This is a genomic window from Microterricola viridarii, assembly GCF_900104895.1.
Classification (GTDB): Bacteria; Actinomycetota; Actinomycetes; order Actinomycetales; family Microbacteriaceae; genus Microterricola; species Microterricola viridarii.
In genome coordinates this window covers 3,558,452-3,574,828 of the sequence record NZ_LT629742.1, presented here as the reverse complement: position 1 = coordinate 3,574,828, position 16,377 = coordinate 3,558,452, and the positions used below count along the sequence as shown (strand labels likewise).

General features: G+C 69.4%; 13 protein-coding genes, 1 tRNA gene and 1 other RNA gene. 10 read left to right on the top strand and 5 right to left on the bottom strand.

From position 1 onward, the window contains the following. Positions 1-23 precede the first annotated feature (23 nt). Both BLT62_RS16415 and BLT62_RS16410 read left to right on the top strand, forming a co-directional pair. Positions 24-1,883, top strand: coding sequence for a helicase HerA-like domain-containing protein (locus BLT62_RS16415; RefSeq protein ID WP_083365029.1), 1,860 nt, complete (start codon positions 24-26; stop codon positions 1,881-1,883). Positions 1,884-1,917: 34 nt separating this feature from the next. After that, entirely contained in the window at positions 1,918-2,517 is a 600-nt protein-coding gene (locus BLT62_RS16410; protein ID WP_083365028.1) for a GNAT family N-acetyltransferase, read from the top strand. 38 nt (positions 2,518-2,555) lie between these two features. Here BLT62_RS16410 and BLT62_RS16405 read toward each other — a convergent pair whose 3' ends face one another. The 3 genes from BLT62_RS16405 to BLT62_RS16395 form a co-directional block, all read right to left on the bottom strand. Next, on the bottom strand, positions 2,556-3,443 hold the full coding sequence (locus BLT62_RS16405; RefSeq protein ID WP_083365027.1) for an aminoglycoside phosphotransferase family protein: 888 nt from the start codon (positions 3,441-3,443) through the stop codon (positions 2,556-2,558). A 37-nt stretch (positions 3,444-3,480) separates the two neighbouring features. Continuing rightward, positions 3,481-4,005, bottom strand: a complete 525-nt coding sequence (locus BLT62_RS16400; protein WP_156786402.1) for a hypothetical protein — start codon at positions 4,003-4,005, stop codon at positions 3,481-3,483. A 350-nt stretch (positions 4,006-4,355) separates the two neighbouring features. Beyond that, positions 4,356-4,443: transfer RNA gene (locus BLT62_RS16395), tRNA-Ser, on the bottom strand. A gap of 128 nt (positions 4,444-4,571) precedes the next feature. Between BLT62_RS16395 and ffs the strand changes: the two genes are divergently transcribed. After that, an RNA gene (gene ffs / locus BLT62_RS16390) (signal recognition particle sRNA small type) lies at positions 4,572-4,668 on the top strand. An 11-nt stretch (positions 4,669-4,679) separates the two neighbouring features. Here ffs and BLT62_RS16385 read toward each other — a convergent pair. Further along, a complete protein-coding gene (locus BLT62_RS16385; RefSeq protein ID WP_269457807.1) occupies positions 4,680-5,375 on the bottom strand; it encodes a FadR/GntR family transcriptional regulator in 696 nt (231 codons plus the stop codon). Between the two features lie 242 nt (positions 5,376-5,617). Here BLT62_RS16385 and BLT62_RS16380 point away from each other — a divergent pair, with 242 nt between their 5' ends. From BLT62_RS16380 to BLT62_RS16365, 4 genes are all read left to right on the top strand, one after another. Beyond that, positions 5,618-6,862 (top strand): aminotransferase class V-fold PLP-dependent enzyme, encoded by a 1,245-nt coding sequence (locus tag BLT62_RS16380; RefSeq protein ID WP_083365024.1) that lies wholly within the window; start codon positions 5,618-5,620, stop codon positions 6,860-6,862. Positions 6,863-6,929: 67 nt separating this feature from the next. Then, positions 6,930-8,225, top strand: coding sequence for an ABC transporter substrate-binding protein (locus BLT62_RS16375; protein ID WP_083365023.1), 1,296 nt, complete (start codon positions 6,930-6,932; stop codon positions 8,223-8,225). 8 nt (positions 8,226-8,233) lie between these two features. After that, positions 8,234-9,208 (top strand): carbohydrate ABC transporter permease, encoded by a 975-nt coding sequence (locus BLT62_RS16370; RefSeq protein ID WP_083365022.1) that lies wholly within the window; start codon positions 8,234-8,236, stop codon positions 9,206-9,208. After that, positions 9,205-10,041, top strand: coding sequence for a carbohydrate ABC transporter permease (locus BLT62_RS16365; RefSeq protein ID WP_083365021.1), 837 nt, complete (start codon positions 9,205-9,207; stop codon positions 10,039-10,041). The genes BLT62_RS16370 and BLT62_RS16365 overlap by 4 nt, the downstream gene beginning before the upstream one ends. 66 nt (positions 10,042-10,107) lie before the next feature. Here BLT62_RS16365 and BLT62_RS16360 read toward each other — a convergent pair whose 3' ends face one another. Further along, positions 10,108-12,477: a transketolase-like TK C-terminal-containing protein gene (locus tag BLT62_RS16360; RefSeq protein ID WP_083365020.1), complete on the bottom strand. Its 2,370-nt coding sequence runs from the start codon at positions 12,475-12,477 to the stop codon at positions 10,108-10,110. 134 nt (positions 12,478-12,611) lie between these two features. On the opposite strand from BLT62_RS16360, the gene BLT62_RS16355 reads away from it, so the two are divergent. Genes BLT62_RS16355 through BLT62_RS16345 form a run of 3 tightly spaced genes read left to right on the top strand, consistent with a single transcriptional unit; the run spans position 12,612 to position 16,343 of the window. Then, positions 12,612-13,112 carry an Lrp/AsnC family transcriptional regulator gene (locus BLT62_RS16355; protein ID WP_083365019.1) on the top strand — a complete coding sequence of 167 codons (501 nt, stop codon included), beginning with the start codon at positions 12,612-12,614 and terminating at the stop codon, positions 13,110-13,112. Between the two features lie 4 nt (positions 13,113-13,116). Next, complete coding sequence (pta, locus tag BLT62_RS16350; RefSeq protein ID WP_083365018.1) at positions 13,117-15,222, top strand: phosphate acetyltransferase; 2,106 nt, start codon at positions 13,117-13,119, stop codon at positions 15,220-15,222. Next, positions 15,219-16,343, top strand: coding sequence for an acetate/propionate family kinase (locus BLT62_RS16345; RefSeq protein WP_083365017.1), 1,125 nt, complete (start codon positions 15,219-15,221; stop codon positions 16,341-16,343). Before pta ends, BLT62_RS16345 begins: the two co-directional genes overlap by 4 nt. Positions 16,344-16,377 lie beyond the last annotated feature (34 nt).

Genomic DNA, 16,377 nt, shown 5'->3' with positions numbered 1-16,377 from the left:
CGGGGAGCAAAGGGGATGTGTCCATGACGGATGACGCGGCCACGGCCGATCAGCTCAAGGCAGCGCAGAACGCCGCGGCGGCCGCCGCCGAGGCAGCCCGGGTGCTGCAGGCGCAGGCGGAAGAGGCGATCAGGAAGGCACAGGAGGCCGCGGCCGCAGCGCTCGCCGCGGCCGAGGCCGCACAGGCGGCCGCGCCGGCGGTTTCGACAGGCTCACCCAGCGGGGACCCAGACCTAGCCGGTGGGGGTTCGCCGGCGGGCCCGCTGGATGCCGCGCACGTCGAAACCATCCGGGCCGGTTACGGCTTCGAGGGCCCGGCGCTGGAGATGGGCGCCCTGGTCAACGGCGAGGCGCTGCCCGAGGTGCAGGTGCGTATCCCGCTGGCCATGACCAACCGGCACGGGCTCGTCGCCGGCGCCACCGGAACGGGCAAGACCCGCACCCTGCAGCTGCTCGCCGAGCAACTCTCCAGCCACGGCGTCTCCGTGTTCGCTGCCGACATCAAGGGCGACCTCTCCGGCATCGGCACGGCCGGCGAGGCCAACCCCAAACTGCTCGCGCGCACCGCAGGCATCGGCCAGGACTGGACCCCGGACAGCTTCCCTGTCGAGTACTTCTCGCTCGGCGGCGTCGGCCGGGGCGTGCCGATCCGCGCCACGGTCACCGGCTTCGGCCCCGTGCTGCTCAGCAAGGTGCTCGGCCTGAACAACACGCAGGAGTCCAGCCTCGGCCTCGTCTTCCACTACGCCGAGAAGTCCGGCCTGCCGCTGCTCGACCTGACCGACCTGCGCGCCGTGCTCTCCTACCTGATCAGCGACGACGGCAAGGCCGAGCTCAAGGAACTGGGCGGCCTCTCCAGCGCGACGGTCGGCGTCATCCTGCGCGAGCTCATCACCTTCGCCGACCAGGGCGCCGACGTCTTCTTCGGCGAGCCCGAGATCGACACCGCCGAGTTCCTGCGCCAGGCGGCCGACGGCTCTGGCGTCATCAGCCTGCTTGAGGTGCCCGGCGTGCAGGACAAGCCGGCGCTGTACTCCACCTTCCTGATGTGGCTGCTGGCCGACCTGTTCAACGACCTGCCAGAGGTCGGCGACCTCGACAAGCCCAAGCTGGTGTTCTTCTTCGACGAGGCACACCTGCTCTTCACCGGGGCCTCCAAGGACTTCCTCGCCCAGATCACCCAGACGGTGCGGCTGATCCGTTCCAAGGGCGTCGGCATCTTCTTCGTCACGCAGACCCCGAAAGACGTGCCGGGCGATGTGCTCGCCCAGCTCGGCTCCCGCGTGCAGCACCAGCTGCGCGCCTTCACCCCGGATGACGCGAAGGCACTCCGCGCCACCGTCTCGACGTACCCGAACTCCGGCTACGACCTCGCCGAGGTGCTCACCACGCTCGGCACCGGCGAGGCCATCGTCACCGTCATGAACGAGAAGGGCGCGCCGAGCCCCGTCGCCTGGACCCGGCTGCGCGCGCCGCAGGGCTCGATGTCGCCGTCACCGGATGCCGCCATCGACGCCGTGATCGCGGCATCCCCCCTGCTCGCCAAATATGGCACAGCCCTGGACCGCGACTCCGCGCGGGAGATCCTCACCCGCAAGCTGGCGGATGCCGCGGCGAAGGCCGACGCCGCCCAGCAGGCCGAGGACAAGGCCGCGGCCGACGCCGAGTACGCCACGGCGCAGGCGGCGATCGCAGCCGAGCAGGCGAAGGCCGAGAAGAAGGCGCAGGCCGAGTACGACCGGCTGCTGAAGAAGACCTCGGGCACGGCCCGCTCCACGAAGCAGCAGAAGACCGTGCTCGAGGAGGTGCTGGGCTCGAGCGCGACCAAGTCGGTGCTCACCGCGGTGATTGGCGGCATCTTCGGCACCCGAAAGCGCCGGTAACCGGGCGCCCCCTCCCGCACGACAGAATGGTCCCATGCTGGAGATCCGCCCCTACCGCCCGAGTGACCGCGCCGCGGTCTATCACATCTGTGTGCGCACCGCCGACGCCGGCGGCGACGCGCGCGGCCAGTACAGCTCCGACGATCTGATGCCCGACGTGTACGCCGGGCCGTACCTGGAGTACGCGCCAGAGCTGGTGAGCATCGTCGCCGCCGGCGACCAGGCCGTCGGCTACCTGCTCGCGGTGGCCGACACCGCCGACTTCGTGCGTTGGCACCGAGAGAACTGGCTGCCGGGCTTCGCCCAGCGTCATGCGGGCGAGCCGGCGGATGCCGCGGAGGCCGGCGTCGTCGAGTCCGGGCTGCACCCGGAGAGGATGCTCATCGCCGAGCTCGACGCCTACCCGGCGCACCTGCACATCGACCTGCTCCCGGAGGCGCAGGGGCAGGGACTCGGCCGCGTGCTGATCGACGGCCTGCGCGCCGCGCTGCACGAGCGCGGCGTGGCCGGGCTGCACCTCGGTTTCGCCCCGCAGAACGCCGGAGCGGCCGCCTTCTACGGCCGGCTCGGCTTTCACTCGCTGCCCTCCAGCAGCGCCGAGGCCCCGCTCGTCGGCATAGCCACCGCTCCATAGCCACCGCTCCATAGCCGCCGCGGCCTAGCCGAGCCGGCTCAGGCGTCGAGCAGCAAGCGGGTGGCTGTGTCGCCGATGGCGAGCTTTCGGGCGGCCGCGGCAGGGTCGTCACCGAGCCGATGCCAGGTCGCCGAGAGGGCCGTCCAGGCCACGGCCCAGCGCAGCAGGGTGCCCGTGGCGATCCCGGATGCCAGCGCCACCGTCGCCGCCCGGCGGGCGAGCACCTCCGGGCGGGCGGCCCGCTCCGGCGAGGGGTTGCAGAGCATGTTCGCGTAGTCGAACGCCGGCGCGCCGGAGAGCCCCTTCGGGTCGATCGCGAGCCAGCCCCGCTCGCCGAAATCGAGCACATTGCCGTGATGCACGTCGCCGTGCAGCACCACGATGTCTCCGGGCTCGTCCAGCAGCTCGGCGGCGAGGTCGGCGCCGCGCAGGTAGCCGGCACCGCCGGCATCCGCGTGCTCGAACAACTCCGCAAACCACCGCTCAAGCGAGACCAGCGCCGGCGGGGCCGGGCGCGGCTCGTGCAGGCGCGCAACGCTCTGGCAGAGCAGGCGCAGCGCGTGATCGTCATCCGCCGGCGATGGCCGGGAGGCCATGGCGGCCAGCGAGCGCCGGCCGAGCGCCCGCTCCAGCAGCACGGCATCGTCACCGCGCTCAAACACCATCGCCGCGCCGTCGCCGCCCCACCACTGCTGCAGGGCGAAACCCGCGCGCTCCTCGTCGCCGGCCGCGCCGGGCCGCGCCAGCTTGAGCATGGCCTTCCGCGGGGCGCCGGCGACGGGGGTCCAGAGCACCGGCTGCAGAATGCTGGATGCCGTGGCGAAGGCGTCCCCGTCCGGCTGGGCGCGCCAGCGCTCTGCGTAGCTCTGCAGGAGTGCGCGGCCGACGGCGTCCGGGGTCGGCTGCGGGGTGCGATCTGCTGTCATGGGCGTCTTCGGGTTGGCGAGCGCGGGGAAGTGCGGCCTAGGCGCGACTGCGCTGCGGGCGACGCTCGAACCAGAACAGCAGCCGAGAGTGCTCGCGCCGGAACTCGTCGAGGGTCTGCGGGGTGCTGATGATCGTGGCAGGGGCCTCGATCGCGTCCACCACGCGGAGGATGTCTTCGTGCGCCCAGTAGCGTGCCCGCATCCGCAGCAGTGTGCTGCCGTCCTTCCCGATCACGAAGAGCTGCTCCTCCGTGTCGACCGTGGCGCCACGGTAGAGCGAGATGAGCAGCACGGACTCGATCTCCTCCATGCGGATCTCCCGGCGGAGCCCGGTGTATCCGCTCTCGCGCACGCCGGTCGGTGAGATGGCGATGTTTGCCCGGTGGTAGATCACGACGAAGCGAGCGATGACGACGACCGCGATCAGCTTGGCCAGTGCGACGATGTGCCAGGTCCCGGTGGGAATCGTGAGCCAGTACAGCACCGCGAACACGGGCAGGAGCAGTGCGGTCACAGCCAGCCCGGACTGCGTGAACACCTGCTCGCGGGGTCGCACAATCACCGCGTTCGCCCCCACAGCGCTCGCGTTATCGTCTGCATTCCCCCGGTGCATACACCCGAGCGTACGGCGCAATCGAGACAAGTGCATCACTCAGGTATGCGGGATGACACATGCATATGAGCTTTGGGCGAAGAATCTGCGAACACCGGCTGTCGGGCCGAGCGCGGGAAAGGCCATGCGGTCTGGGAATTTCTGCCGCACGAGCAGCGCGCCCCGCCGTTGCGGCGGGCGAAAAGGAACTTGAGGGAAGTTGGGGTTCGCCCGGCGCCCCGAGTTTTTCGTCTGTTTAAAACAGAAATGTCCAACCGAAGTTGGACATTCCCTGGATCTCGCGATCTGTGTTTCTGAGGTGGCGGAGAATGGGGGATTCGAACCCCCGAGGGCTTGCACCCAACACGCTTTCCAAGCGTGCGCCATAGGCCACTAGGCGAATTCTCCAGAAGCTTGCTCGAAAGAAAGCGACTCAGAGAATCTTATCTGATGGATCGAGTGCTTTTTGACACGAGGCCGCCGCGAGCCGGAATCGGGGGTGTCACCGAGTGCTCTCCGAACACGGTAAAGTAGGGAACGACTCCTCGCGTGGCGTCATCCAGGCCAATTCCCCCAGGACGGAAACGTAGCAAGGGTAACCGGGCTCTGGCGGGTGCGCGAGGGGTCCTTCTTCTTTAACGCGGTCAGTCGACCGGGAGCGGGCCCGGCGTTGCGGCCGGCCGGTGCTCCCGGGCCCAGCGCTCCGTCTGCAGCACGTGCGACGCGGCGGCCGTCGCGGCCGTCGCCGGGTCGCGGGCGATCAGCGCGTTGAGGATCTCGCGGTGGGAGAGGTCGCTCTGCGCCTTGATGTCCGGCCCGGCCGGCAGGTCGAAGAGCTGGTACGAGCGCGAGCGCGAGCGGAAGACGCGCAGCAGCTCGGCGATCGTCGCGTTCTGGGCGAGCGCGGTGATCTTCTCGTGGAATTGGGCGTCCAGGTCCGACGCCTCCTCCTGCTCGGTGGCCAGTTCGAGGGCATCGAGGATGCCGCCGAGTTCGGCCGCCACGGCATCCGTCATGTTGGCCGCGGCCTGCGACGTCGCGTGCGACTCGAGCACGCGCCGCGACTCGAACATGTCGATCAGCCCCTCGAGCGGCATCAGGCCGACGGTCAGTCCGAGCGCCCCGATGATGTTGGCCGGCTCGAGCGCGGAGACGTAGGTGCCGGAGCCGTGCCTGGACTCGATCACTCCGAGCGCGCCGAGCATGCGCACGCCCTCGCGGAGCGAGCCGCGGGAGACCTGGAGCCTGTCGCAAAGCTGCGCCTCCGAGGGGAACTGCTGGCCGGGCTGCAACTCGCCGGAGGCGATCATCTGGCGCAGGCCGTGGAATGCATCGTCGATCGCGCTGATGGTGCGCCTCCTTGTGCGATTGGTTTTCTCGGCCTGTGTCGTGCTACGTACCGAACAGCATACGGCCCGAAAGTCATCTAATGACTGGGTAGTTATCTGACGACTTCATGTATATGCTCCTTGGAGTCGGCATTGATTCGCCGTTTCGCGATAAGTCATCCAATAACTTTTTTGCGAGGCAGCGGCGCATCGCCGAACCACGCTCTCGCACTGCACAAGGATGTGACACCTCGATGACTTCGACGAATGCGCCAATCCGGCCCTCAGCCGCACTCGCCCCGAGCCCGCTGACGCTGCCGGGCGGCGCGCCAGCCGCAGCGGCGTGGACGCTCTCGGAGAGTGCGCTGCACATCAACCACGGCTCGTTCGGCGCCGTGCCGCGCGTGGCCCAGCTGCACCAGAACGAGCTGCGCGCCGAGATGGATGCCGACCCCGTTGCGTGGTTCAGCTTCCTGCCCGAGCGCATCGGTGCCGTGCGCCGCGAGATCGCCGACTTCGTCGGCGCGCCAGCCGAGCACACGGCCATCGTGCCGAATGCCAGTGCTGGCGCCACCGTCGTCTACTCGAGCCTGCCCATGGAGCGCGGGGCCGAGATCGTGGTCACCGACCACGGCTACGGCGCCGTCACGATGGGCGCCGAGCGCATGGCCCGCCGCCACGGCGGCACCGTGGTCACCGCGCACGTTCCGCTGCACGCGACGCCGGCCGAGGCGCACGACGCAGTCATGGCGGTCTGCTCGGACAAGACCCGGCTCATCGTGATCGACCACATCACCTCGGCGACCGCGCGCTTCATGCCCGTCGCAGAGATCGCGGCATCCGCCCGCGCCCGCGGCATCGTCACCCTGGTCGACGGCGCCCACGTGCCCGGCCTCTACGACAGCCCGCTCGAGGGCGTCGAGTGTGACTTCTGGATCGGCAACCTGCACAAGTTCGCCTGCGCGCCGCGCGGGACGGCGGTGTTGCTGGCCCCCACCGAGCTCAACAGCGTGCTCTACCCGCTGGTGGACTCCTGGGGCTCGCCCCTCGAGTTCCCGGAGCGCTTCGACACCCAGGGCACACTCGACCTCACGAGCTACCTGGCCGCGCCGACCGCGACCGGCTTCATCGCCGACACCTGGGGCTGGGGTCAGGCCCGCAGCTACATCAGCGAGCTCGCTGACTACGCCGAGGAGATCGTGGCGACGGCGTTCGCCGAGCGCACCGGCCAGGACCACCGCGTCGACGTCGGCTCCCCGGTCAACGCGCTGCGCCTGGTGCGGCTGCCTGAGGGCCTGGCCGGCTCGCACCCGACCGCCGACGCCCTGCGCAACCGGGTGGTCAGCGAGTTCGGCATCGAGGGCGCGTTCACCAGCTTCGGCGGTGTCGGCTACTTCCGGCTCTCCGCCCACGTCTACAACACCGCAGCAGACTTCGAAGAATTCGTGGAGCGCATGGTCCCAACGCTCTGCGACTGGGCGCGCGATGCCGAGCGTTGAGCTCGCGCGCCAGCACCCTGTGCACCCATCTCGGACCACAACAGCACGCACAACGAAACGAGGAGACATGACGAAACGGAAACTTCTTGCCGGTCTCGGGCTTGGCCTGGTGACTGCTCTCGCGCTCAGCGGCTGCTCCGCTCCCGCCGGTGACGGGAAGGTGACGCTCCAGATGGTCGAGAGCCTGACCAGTCCCGCCCGCACCGAACTGCTCACCAAGCTCATCGGCGAGTTTGAGGCGCAGAACCCCGACATCAACGTCGACCTGATCTCGCCGCCCACCGACCAGGCAGACCAGAAGATCCAGCAGATGCTGCAGTCCGGCTCCGGCGTCGACGTGCTCGAGGTGCGCGACCTCACCGTCGGGCCCTTCTCGGCCAACGGCTGGCTCAGCGACATGACCGGCGAGTTCGACGGCTGGGACGGCTGGGACTCGCTCACCAGCAACGCCCAGAGCGTCGCGACCGCCGGCGGCAAGATGTACTTCGTGCCCTACGGCTTCTACGGCATCAGCCTCTTCTACCGCACCGACATGGTGAAGGACGCCGGCTTCGACGGCGCCCCGGTGAGCTGGGACGACATCGTCGAGCAGGCCACGGCGATCCAGGACCCGGGCGCCAACCAGTACGGCTACGCCTTCCGCGGCGGCAAGAACGGCTACACCAACGCGGTGCTCGCCATCTCGGCCTACGTCGCCGGTGACATCGACGTCACCAACGCGTACCGCCTGAAGAACGGCGACTCGATCTTCTCCGCACCGGAGGCGCTCGACGCGATGGACACCTACCTCACGCTGTTCAAGCAGGCCTCTCCGCCGTCGTCCGTCGCCTGGGGCTACCCCGAAATGGTCGAGGGCTTCACCAACGGCTCCACCGGATTCCTGCTGCAGGACCCGGAGGTCATCGCCGCCGTCACCGAGTCGAAGGCGATCACCGCCGAGCAGTGGAACACCGCTCCGATGCTCGTGGGCCCGGGCGGCAAGGCCACCCAGCCGCTGGCGACGGCCGGCTGGGGCACGGCAGAGGCCAGCGAGCACAAGGCCGAGTCGGCCCGCCTGATCCAGTTCCTGAACTCCGGCGATGCCTCGATCGAGTTCACGCAGAAGAACAGCCTGGTCCCGATCCTGACCGGCGCATCCGACGACCCGTTCTACAAGACCGGCGCGTGGGCCAGCTACCTCTACATGAACGAGAACCCGGACGTCTACATCACCGCCGAGCAGCCGCGCGGCGTCGCCTGGTTCACCGAGTGGGCCGACAAGGCAGACACCGAGCTGCAGCAGGTGCTGATCGGTCAGATGACGAACAAGGAACTTCTCGCCAGTTGGGACTCCTACTGGGCCGAGAAGTGGGCGGCTGAGTAGAAACCACCATGTCTCGTCACACGACGACCGCGACAGGGCGCCCGTTCACACGGGCGGGCGCCCCCAGCGTGTCCCCACAGAAGACCACCCGCCGCCGCTCCTTCAGCACGCGGCGCGGCCTGGTCATCGCCGCGTTCATGCTGCCGGCGGCGGTGTTCGTTGCCGTGTTCACCTACTACCCGATGCTCGCCGGCTCGCAGATGGCGTTCCGCAACTGGAACCTGAACAATCTGACGAACACGGACTGGGTCGGCCTCGGCAACTTCCAGAAGATCTTCGCCGACCCCAACTTCTACGTGATCCTCGGCAACTCGGTGGTCTGGGTCGTGGCCTCGATCATCCCGCAGTTCATCATCGGATTCGCGCTCGCCCTCTGGCTGCGCCGCAAGTTCGTCTTCCGCGGCCTCTACCAGGCGCTCATCTTCTTCCCGTGGGCGATCTCCGGCTTCCTGATCGGCATCCTGTTCCGCTGGATGTTCAACGGCGAATTCGGCGTGATCAACGACCTGCTGAGCAAGGCCGGTCTCATCGACGCCCCCATCCCGTGGCTGGCGGAGCCGGGCACGGCCATGACGGCGGTGATCATCGCCAACACCTGGTACGGCGTCACCTTCTTCGCGATCATGATCCTCGCGGCGCTGCAGTCCGTGCCCGACGACGTCTACGAGGCGGCAGCGCTGGACGGCTCCGGCAAGATCCGCACCCTGTTCAGCATCACGATCCCGTACATCAGCACGACGCTGGCGCTCACGGTGCTGCTGCGCGTGATCTGGATCTTCAACTTCCCCGACATCATCTGGGCGATGACCGGCGGCGGACCCGCCAACCAGACGCACATCATCACCACCTGGATGATCGCGATCACGCAGCGCGGCGACTACGGGCAGGCCTCCGCCCTCGGCCTCATCGTCGTCGCGATCCTGCTGGTGTTCTCCGCCTTCTACCTGATGGCCATCCGCGAGAAGAAGGGGGCACGCTCATGATCAACCGGGAAATGCCGGCGGCGAAGGTCGTCAGAATCGTCTTCCTCGGGCTGTGGCTGGTCATCTCGCTGTTCCCGCTGTACTGGATCCTGATCACCTCGTTCAAGACCCCCGGCGCGATCTTCAGCTACCCGCTGACGTACTGGCCGGAGGTGTTCTCGCTCGAGAACTACATCTCGCTGTTCCAGAAGTCGAGCTTCGGCACCTACGTCTTCAACAGCCTGCTCGTGGCCACGGCGGCCGCAACGGTGGCGACGTTCATCTCGATGCTCTCCGCCTACGTGCTGGCCCGCTTCGAGTTCCGCAGCAAGGGCGCCGTGCTGATGGCGTTCCTCGTCACCCAGATGATCCCGGCGTTCATCGCGCTCGGGCCGCTCTACCTGATGATGGTGCAGCTGAAACTGGTGGACAACCGCTTCGGCCTGATGCTCATCTACATCGCGGTGTGCATCCCGTTCAGCACGATCATGCTGCGCGGATTCTTCGCGAACATCCCCGACGCGCTCGAGGAGGCGGCCATGATCGACGGCTGCTCGCGGTTCGGCGCGCTGTTCCGGGTCATCATCCCCGTGATGAAGCCCGGCATCATCGCCGCGTTCATCTTCAACTTCGTCAACTGCTGGAACGAGCTGTTCCTGTCTGTGACGTTGATGAACAAGGACGAGAACAAGACGATCCCGACCGCGCTGAACGGCTTCATCTCGAGCTTCACGATCGACTGGGGCTCGATGTCGGCCGCGGCCGTGCTCACGATCGTGCCGACGATGATCCTGTTCGCCTTCGCCAGCCGGTACATCGTGCAGGGCCTGACGGCCGGCGCCGTCAAGGGTTAGTCGCGCAGACGACAGTGGCCGCCACCCCTCGGGGTGGCGGCCACTGTCGTCTGGCGGTGTGGGCGGCTAGCCCTGCGCGATGCCGCGCAGCACCGCCCGCACGATGGAGGCCGCGTCGATGCCGTGGGAGCGGTAGACGCTCTCCTGATCCCCCGACTGGCCGAGCTGGGAGACGCCGAGGTGCGCGGCCTGCACCCCGTTCACGCCGGCCAGGAACGACAGGGTGTGTGGGTGGCCGTCGAGCACGGTCACCAGCGGGGCCGCCCGGTGGGCGGGCAGGATGTCGCGCAGGATCCACTCGCCGGCATCCGCGCTGCCCGCCTCACCGCTCGCCTGGCCGGTCCTGGCCTGCAGGGCGTCGAAGAGCAGCCCGGCGTTGGTGACGCAGACGACGTCAACGTGCACGCCGGCCTCGGCCAGGGTGTCGCGGGCGGCGATGGCCTCCGGCACCAGCGCGCCCATCGCCGCGATGGTCGCGTGCGGCGCCCCGCCGGCCTGGGGCGAGCGCAGCAGGTAGCCGCCGGCCAGCACCTGGCGGCGTCGGAGCTCGCGGGCCTCCGGCAGCGCCGGCACCTCGGCGAGGTCTTGCTGCACCGGCCGGGTCGACAGCCGGAGGTAGCTCGAGCTGCCACCCGGGATGCCGATGCGGCGGATGCACTCCAGCAGCATCCACTCCACCTCGAGCGCGAACGCCGGCTCGTAGCTGAGCAGGCCGGGCTGCTGCAGCCCGATCGCCGGGGTGAGCAGCGACTGGTGGGCGCCGCCCTCGGCGGCCAGGGTCACGCCGGAGGGGGTGCCGACCAGGATCGACTGGCCGCCCGCGTACATGCCGAACGTCCACGGCTCCAGCGCGCGGGCGATGAACGGGTCGTAGACGACGCCGATCGGGATGAGGGGGAAGCCCCAGCGGCTCCACGTCGCGCCGAGCTCACCGATCAGGCCGACCAGGTTGGTCTCGGCGATGCCGAGCTCGATGTGGCGCCCCTCGGTGCTCTCCTCCCAGTGCAGGATCGTCTCCGGGTCGTCGTCGAACCAGTCCCGGGAGGGCGCGGCCGACCAGACCTTGGCCTTGTTCACCCAGCCGCCGAGGTTGGTGCTGGAGCTGACATCCGGGCTCACCGTCACCACGCGCTCCGCGATGGCGGGGGCACGCCGGGTGAGGTCGAGCAGGGTGCGGCCGAGCGCCGCCTGGGTCGTGCTCGTGCCGCGCGGAACCCAGCCGAGGTCGGTGGGCGGCGTGAAGGCGCCGGCGGCCGGCACCGGCTCCCGGCGCAGCAGCGCCGCGCGCTCCGCGCAGAGGGCGCCCTCGGCCGAGCCCGGCTCGAAGACCTGGAACGGGTCGGCCGGGTCCCGGCCGACGGAGGAGGCGTACTGCTCGAACTGGGCCGGGGTCAGCTGCGCGGAGTGGTTCTGCGGGTGCCCCTCCATCGGCAGGTTCCTGCCCTTGACCGTGTAGGCGAAGACCACGGTCGGCCGGGTGTCGTCGATGGCGGCGAACGACTGCCGCAGGGTGTCGTGGTCGTGCCCGCCGAGGTTGCCGACCGCCGCCCGCAGCTCGGCCGGGCCGACATCCGCAAGCAGCGCCCGCAGCTCGGGCCAGCGCTCGCCGCAGAGCCGGTCGAGCAGCTGCTCGTCGGAGCTGCGCAGCAGCCGCTGGTACTCCGGGTTGGTCATGGTGTCGATGCGCGCGCGCAGCCGCTCGCCGCCCGGCCGGGCGAACAGGCCCTCGAGCAGGCGGCCGTACTTGGCCACGAGCACCTGCCAGCCGGCGGCCTCGAACATGGCCGAGAGCTTGGTCACGCTCACGGCCGGAACGACCCGGTCGAGCGACTGCCGGTTGAAGTCGACCACCCAGACCAGCTCGCCGAGGTGCTCGACGGCCGGGTCGCCCATGGCCTCCCAGATCGCGCCCTCGTCGAGCTCGGCGTCGCCGATCAGGGCGTACTGCCGGCCGGTGCCCGCGCGGCCGCCGTGGTTCTCCACGTAGCGGCGGGCGATCGCGCCCCAGAGCGGGGCAGTGGCGCCGAGCCCGACGGAGCCGGTCGAGTAGTCGACGGGGTCGGGGTCCTTGGTGCGGCTCGGGTAGCTCTGCAGCCCGCCGAACTCGCGCAGGCCGGCCAGCGCGGCCGGGTCGAGCTCGCCGAGCAGGGCGTTGATGGCGTGCAGCACGGGGGAGGCGTGCGGCTTCACCGAAACGCGGTCGCCGGAGCGGAGCTGCTCGAACCAGAGCTGGGTCATGATCGTCGTCATCGACGCGCACGAGGCCTGGTGGCCGCCGACCTTCAGCCCGAGCGGGTTCGGCCGCACGTGGTTGGCGTGGTGGATGCTCGCCGTCGAGAGCCAGAGCACGCGCTGCTCGATGGCCCCGAGGAGGGCGTCGCGCGCGATGGCGGCCGCCTCGGTCGGCGGTGCAGTGGGGCTGAGTGTGACGGACACGGTGACTCCTTCGTCGGCGTTGCGGTTGCGCTGGCACAATCGTCGGATGAATGCACACAATGGACAACAGATCGGCTAGATTTCAGTCAGAATGACGCACTTGTGTGCCACCTAATGGAGTGAGGCCAGACAATATGACTGATCGCGTGATCGATTCGACGGATGCCGCGCTGCTGCTGGCGCTCGCCGACTACCCGCGGGCCACCGCCGTGGCCCTCGCCGAGGCGACGGGGCTGGCCAGGAGCACCGTGCACAGCAGGCTGAACCGGCTGGAGTCCGAGGTGCTCTCCGACGCGCTGCGCCGGGTGGACCCGGCATCCGTCGGCCTGCCGCTCAGCGCCTTCATCTTCGCCCACGTCACCCAGCAGAAGCTCTCGCAGCTTCCGGAGAGCCTGGCCCTGATCCCCGAGGTGATCGAGGTGTTCGGGGTCTCCGGCGACTGGGACCTGCTGATCCGGGTGGCCGCCGCCGACGCCGACGACCTCTACCGGGTCGCCGACCTGGTGCTCAGCACCCCGGGCATCGAGCGCACCTCCACGGTGCTGGCAATGAAGCACATGGTGCCCTACCGCACCCAGCCGCTGATCGAGCGGGTGCGGGCGGGCAGCCGCGGCGCGGAGGCGCGACTACTCTAGAAGGGTGGCTGGAAGCATTTACATCACGTCCGTCGAGGGGCACTCCGGGAAGTCGACCATTGCGCTCGGCACGGTCGACACCCTCTCCCACCAGGTGCGGCGGGTCGGCGTCTTCCGCCCCATCGCCCGCTCGACCGCGGAACGCGACTACGTCGTCGAGCTGCTGCTCGGCCACGACAGCGTCTCCCTCGACTACGAGGAATGCATCGGCGTCAGCTACGACGAGGTGCATGAGAACGCGGATGCCGCCCTCTCCCGCATCGTCGAGCGCTACAAGGCCGTCGAGGCCAAGTGCGACGCCGTCGTCATCCTCGGCTCCGACTACACCGACGTCGGCAGCCCGACCGAGCTGAGCTACAACGCGCGCATCGCCGCCAACCTGGGCGCCCCGGTGCTGCTGGTGCTCGGCGGGCGCTCCAGCCAGGTCTCCGGCGAGCGGCTCGGCCAGGCCGACCCGCGCACCCCGGCGCACATGCACGACATCACCGAGCTGGCCCTGCACGAGCTGCACTCGGCCCACGCCACCCTGCTGGCCGTCATCGCCAACCGAGCGGATGCCAGCCAGATGGAGGCCGTGCGCGCGGCGATCGTCTCCGCGCAGCCGAACGTGCCCGTCTGGGTGATCCCCGAGGACCCGTACCTGATCGCCCCGAGCATGGAATCGATCATGCAGGCGACCGGCGGCACCCTGATCAAGGGCAACCCCGAGCTGCTCGCCCGCGAGGCGCTCGGCGTCGTCGTGGCCGGCATGGGCATGGTCAACGTGCTGCCCCGGCTCACCCAGGGCGCCGTGCTCGTCGTCGCCGGCGACCGCACCGAGGTGCTGCTCGCGGCGATGATGGCCCAGACCTCCGGCACCTTCCCGTCGATCGCCGGCGTCGTGCTGAACGGCGGTTTCGAACTGCCGGAGCCGATCGAGCGCCTGCTCGACGGGCTGCCGCAGACCTTGCCGATCATCCGCACCGAGCTCGGCACGTACGACACGATCGTCGCGATCACCCGCACCCGCGGCCGCCTGGCCGCCGACTCGCAGCGCAAGTACGACGCCGCCCTGGCCCTGTTCGAGCAGCACGTGGACGCCGCGGAGCTGCTCGGGCTGCTGAATCTCAGCCGCTCCACCGTCGTCACCCCGCTCATGTTCGAGTACGGACTGATCGAGCAGGCGCGCGCGGCCAAGCGCCACATCGTGCTGCCGGAGGGCGGCGATGACCGCGTGCTGCGCGCCGCCGCCACGGTCCTGGCCCGCGGCATCGCCCGGCTGACGATTCTGGGCGAGCCGATCGAGGTGCACTCGCGCGCCATCGAGCTCGGCGTGGACATCTCCGCCGCCGAGGTAATCAGCCCCTACGACGACGTGCTGCGGTTCAAGTTCGCCGGGGAGTACGCGAAGCTGCGCTCGCACAAGGGCATCTCGCTCGAGCAGGCGCGCGACACCGTCACCGACCTCTCGTACTTCGGCACCATGATGGTGCACATGGGCCTGGCTGACGGCATGGTCTCCGGCGCCGCCCACACCACGGCGCACACCATCCGTCCGGCGTTCGAGATCATCAAGACCCGGCCGGACGTCTCCGTCGTCTCCAGCGTCTTCCTGATGTCGCTGGCCGACCGCGTGCTCGTCTACGGCGACTGCGCCGTCATCCCCGACCCGACCGCCACCCAGCTGGCCGACATCGCGCTCTCCTCGGCCGAGACCGCCGCGCAGTTCGGCATCGAGCCGCGGGTCGCCATGCTCTCCTACTCGACAGGGGAGTCCGGTTCCGGCGTCGACGTCGACAAGGTGCGCGAGGCCACCGCCCTCGTGCGCGAGCGCCGCCCGTCGCTGCCGGTCGAGGGCCCGATCCAGTACGACGCCGCCGCGGACGCCGCCGTCGCGGCATCCAAGATGCCCGGCTCAGAGGTGGCGGGCAAGGCGACGGTGTTCATCTTCCCCGACCTGAACACCGGCAACAACACCTACAAGGCGGTGCAGCGCAGCGCCGGCGCGGTGGCGATGGGCCCCGTGCTGCAGGGCCTGAACAAGCCGATCAACGATCTCTCCAGAGGAGCCCTGGTGCAGGACATCGTGAACACCATCGCCATCACCGCGATTCAGGCGGCCACCTCATGAGCTCCGTCTTCGTCGTCAACTCCGGCTCCTCCTCGCTCAAGTACCAGCTGATCGACCTGCGGACAGGGGCCTCCCGCCTGAGCGGCCTGATCGAGCGCATCGGCGAGCCGGACTCGTTCATCAGCGACCACTCCGAGGCGATGAACGTCGTGCTGGCCAAGCTCGGCGTCGTCGACGACCTGATCGCCGTCGGCCACCGGGTCGTACACGGCGGCAGCGAGTTCGACGGCCCCACCCTGGTCACCGCCGAGGTGGAGCGCGAGATCGAGGCGCTCTCGCGGCTGGCCCCGCTGCACAACCCGGCCAACCTGCTCGGCATCCGGGCCGCGAAGAAGGCGCTGCCGCACGTGCCGCACGTGGTCGTCTTCGATACCGCGTTCCACCAGACCATGTCGCCCGCGGCCTACACCTATGCCATCGACAAGGACATCGCCCGCGAGTACAAGGTGCGCCGCTACGGCTTCCACGGCACCTCGCACAAGTACGTCTCCGAGCAGGCGGCCGTGCTGCTGGGCAAGCCACTCGGCGCCGTGCGCACCATCGTGCTGCACCTCGGCAACGGGGCATCCGTCGCCGCGATCGACGGCGGCAGGTCCGTCGACACGTCGATGGGGCTCACCCCGCTGCAGGGCCTGGTCATGGGCACCCGCTCCGGCGACCTCGACCCGGCCGTGCTGATCCACCTCAACCGCGCAGCCGGCATGAGCATCGCCGAGCTCGACGTGCTGCTGAACAAGCAGAGCGGCCTGCTCGGGCTCACCGGCATGGGAGACATGCGCGATGTGCAGGATGCCGCCATCAACGGCAACGAGGAGGCGGAGCTCGCGCTGCAGGTCTGGCGGCACCGCATCCGGCACTACATCGGTGCCTATTACGCCCAGCTCGGCGGCCTGGACGCCGTCGTCTTCACGGCCGGCATCGGCGAGAACAACGCCTTGCTGCGCCGGCGGGCCCTGGCCGGGCTCGAGCACCTCGGCATCCAGATCGACAACGACCGCAACGAGCTGGCCTCGCGCGCGGCGCGCGTGATCTCCCCGGCCGGCGCGCAGGTGACCGTGATGGTCATCCCCACCAACGAGGAGCTCGAGATCGCCCGCCAGGTGGAGTCGCTGCTCGCCTAGCTGGTTTGCGGATGCCGCGGCCCGCGGCATCCGC

Bases quoted from the DNA above. Each gene is read 5' to 3' on its own strand.
- BLT62_RS16355 (WP_083365019.1), top strand. From the start codon at position 12,612: ATGACTGATCGCGTGATCGATTCGACGGATGCCGCGCTGCTGCTGGCG.
- BLT62_RS16415 (WP_083365029.1), top strand. From the start codon at position 24: ATGACGGATGACGCGGCCACGGCCGATCAGCTCAAGGCAGCGCAGAAC.
- BLT62_RS16375 (WP_083365023.1), top strand. From the start codon at position 6,930: ATGACGAAACGGAAACTTCTTGCCGGTCTCGGGCTTGGCCTGGTGACT.
- BLT62_RS16380 (WP_083365024.1), top strand. From the start codon at position 5,618: ATGACTTCGACGAATGCGCCAATCCGGCCCTCAGCCGCACTCGCCCCG.
- BLT62_RS16405 (WP_083365027.1), bottom strand. From the start codon at position 3,443: ATGACAGCAGATCGCACCCCGCAGCCGACCCCGGACGCCGTCGGCCGC.
- BLT62_RS16410 (WP_083365028.1), top strand. From the start codon at position 1,918: ATGCTGGAGATCCGCCCCTACCGCCCGAGTGACCGCGCCGCGGTCTAT.
- BLT62_RS16370 (WP_083365022.1), top strand. From the start codon at position 8,234: ATGTCTCGTCACACGACGACCGCGACAGGGCGCCCGTTCACACGGGCG.
- BLT62_RS16345 (WP_083365017.1), top strand. From the start codon at position 15,219: ATGAGCTCCGTCTTCGTCGTCAACTCCGGCTCCTCCTCGCTCAAGTAC.
- BLT62_RS16365 (WP_083365021.1), top strand. From the start codon at position 9,205: ATGATCAACCGGGAAATGCCGGCGGCGAAGGTCGTCAGAATCGTCTTC.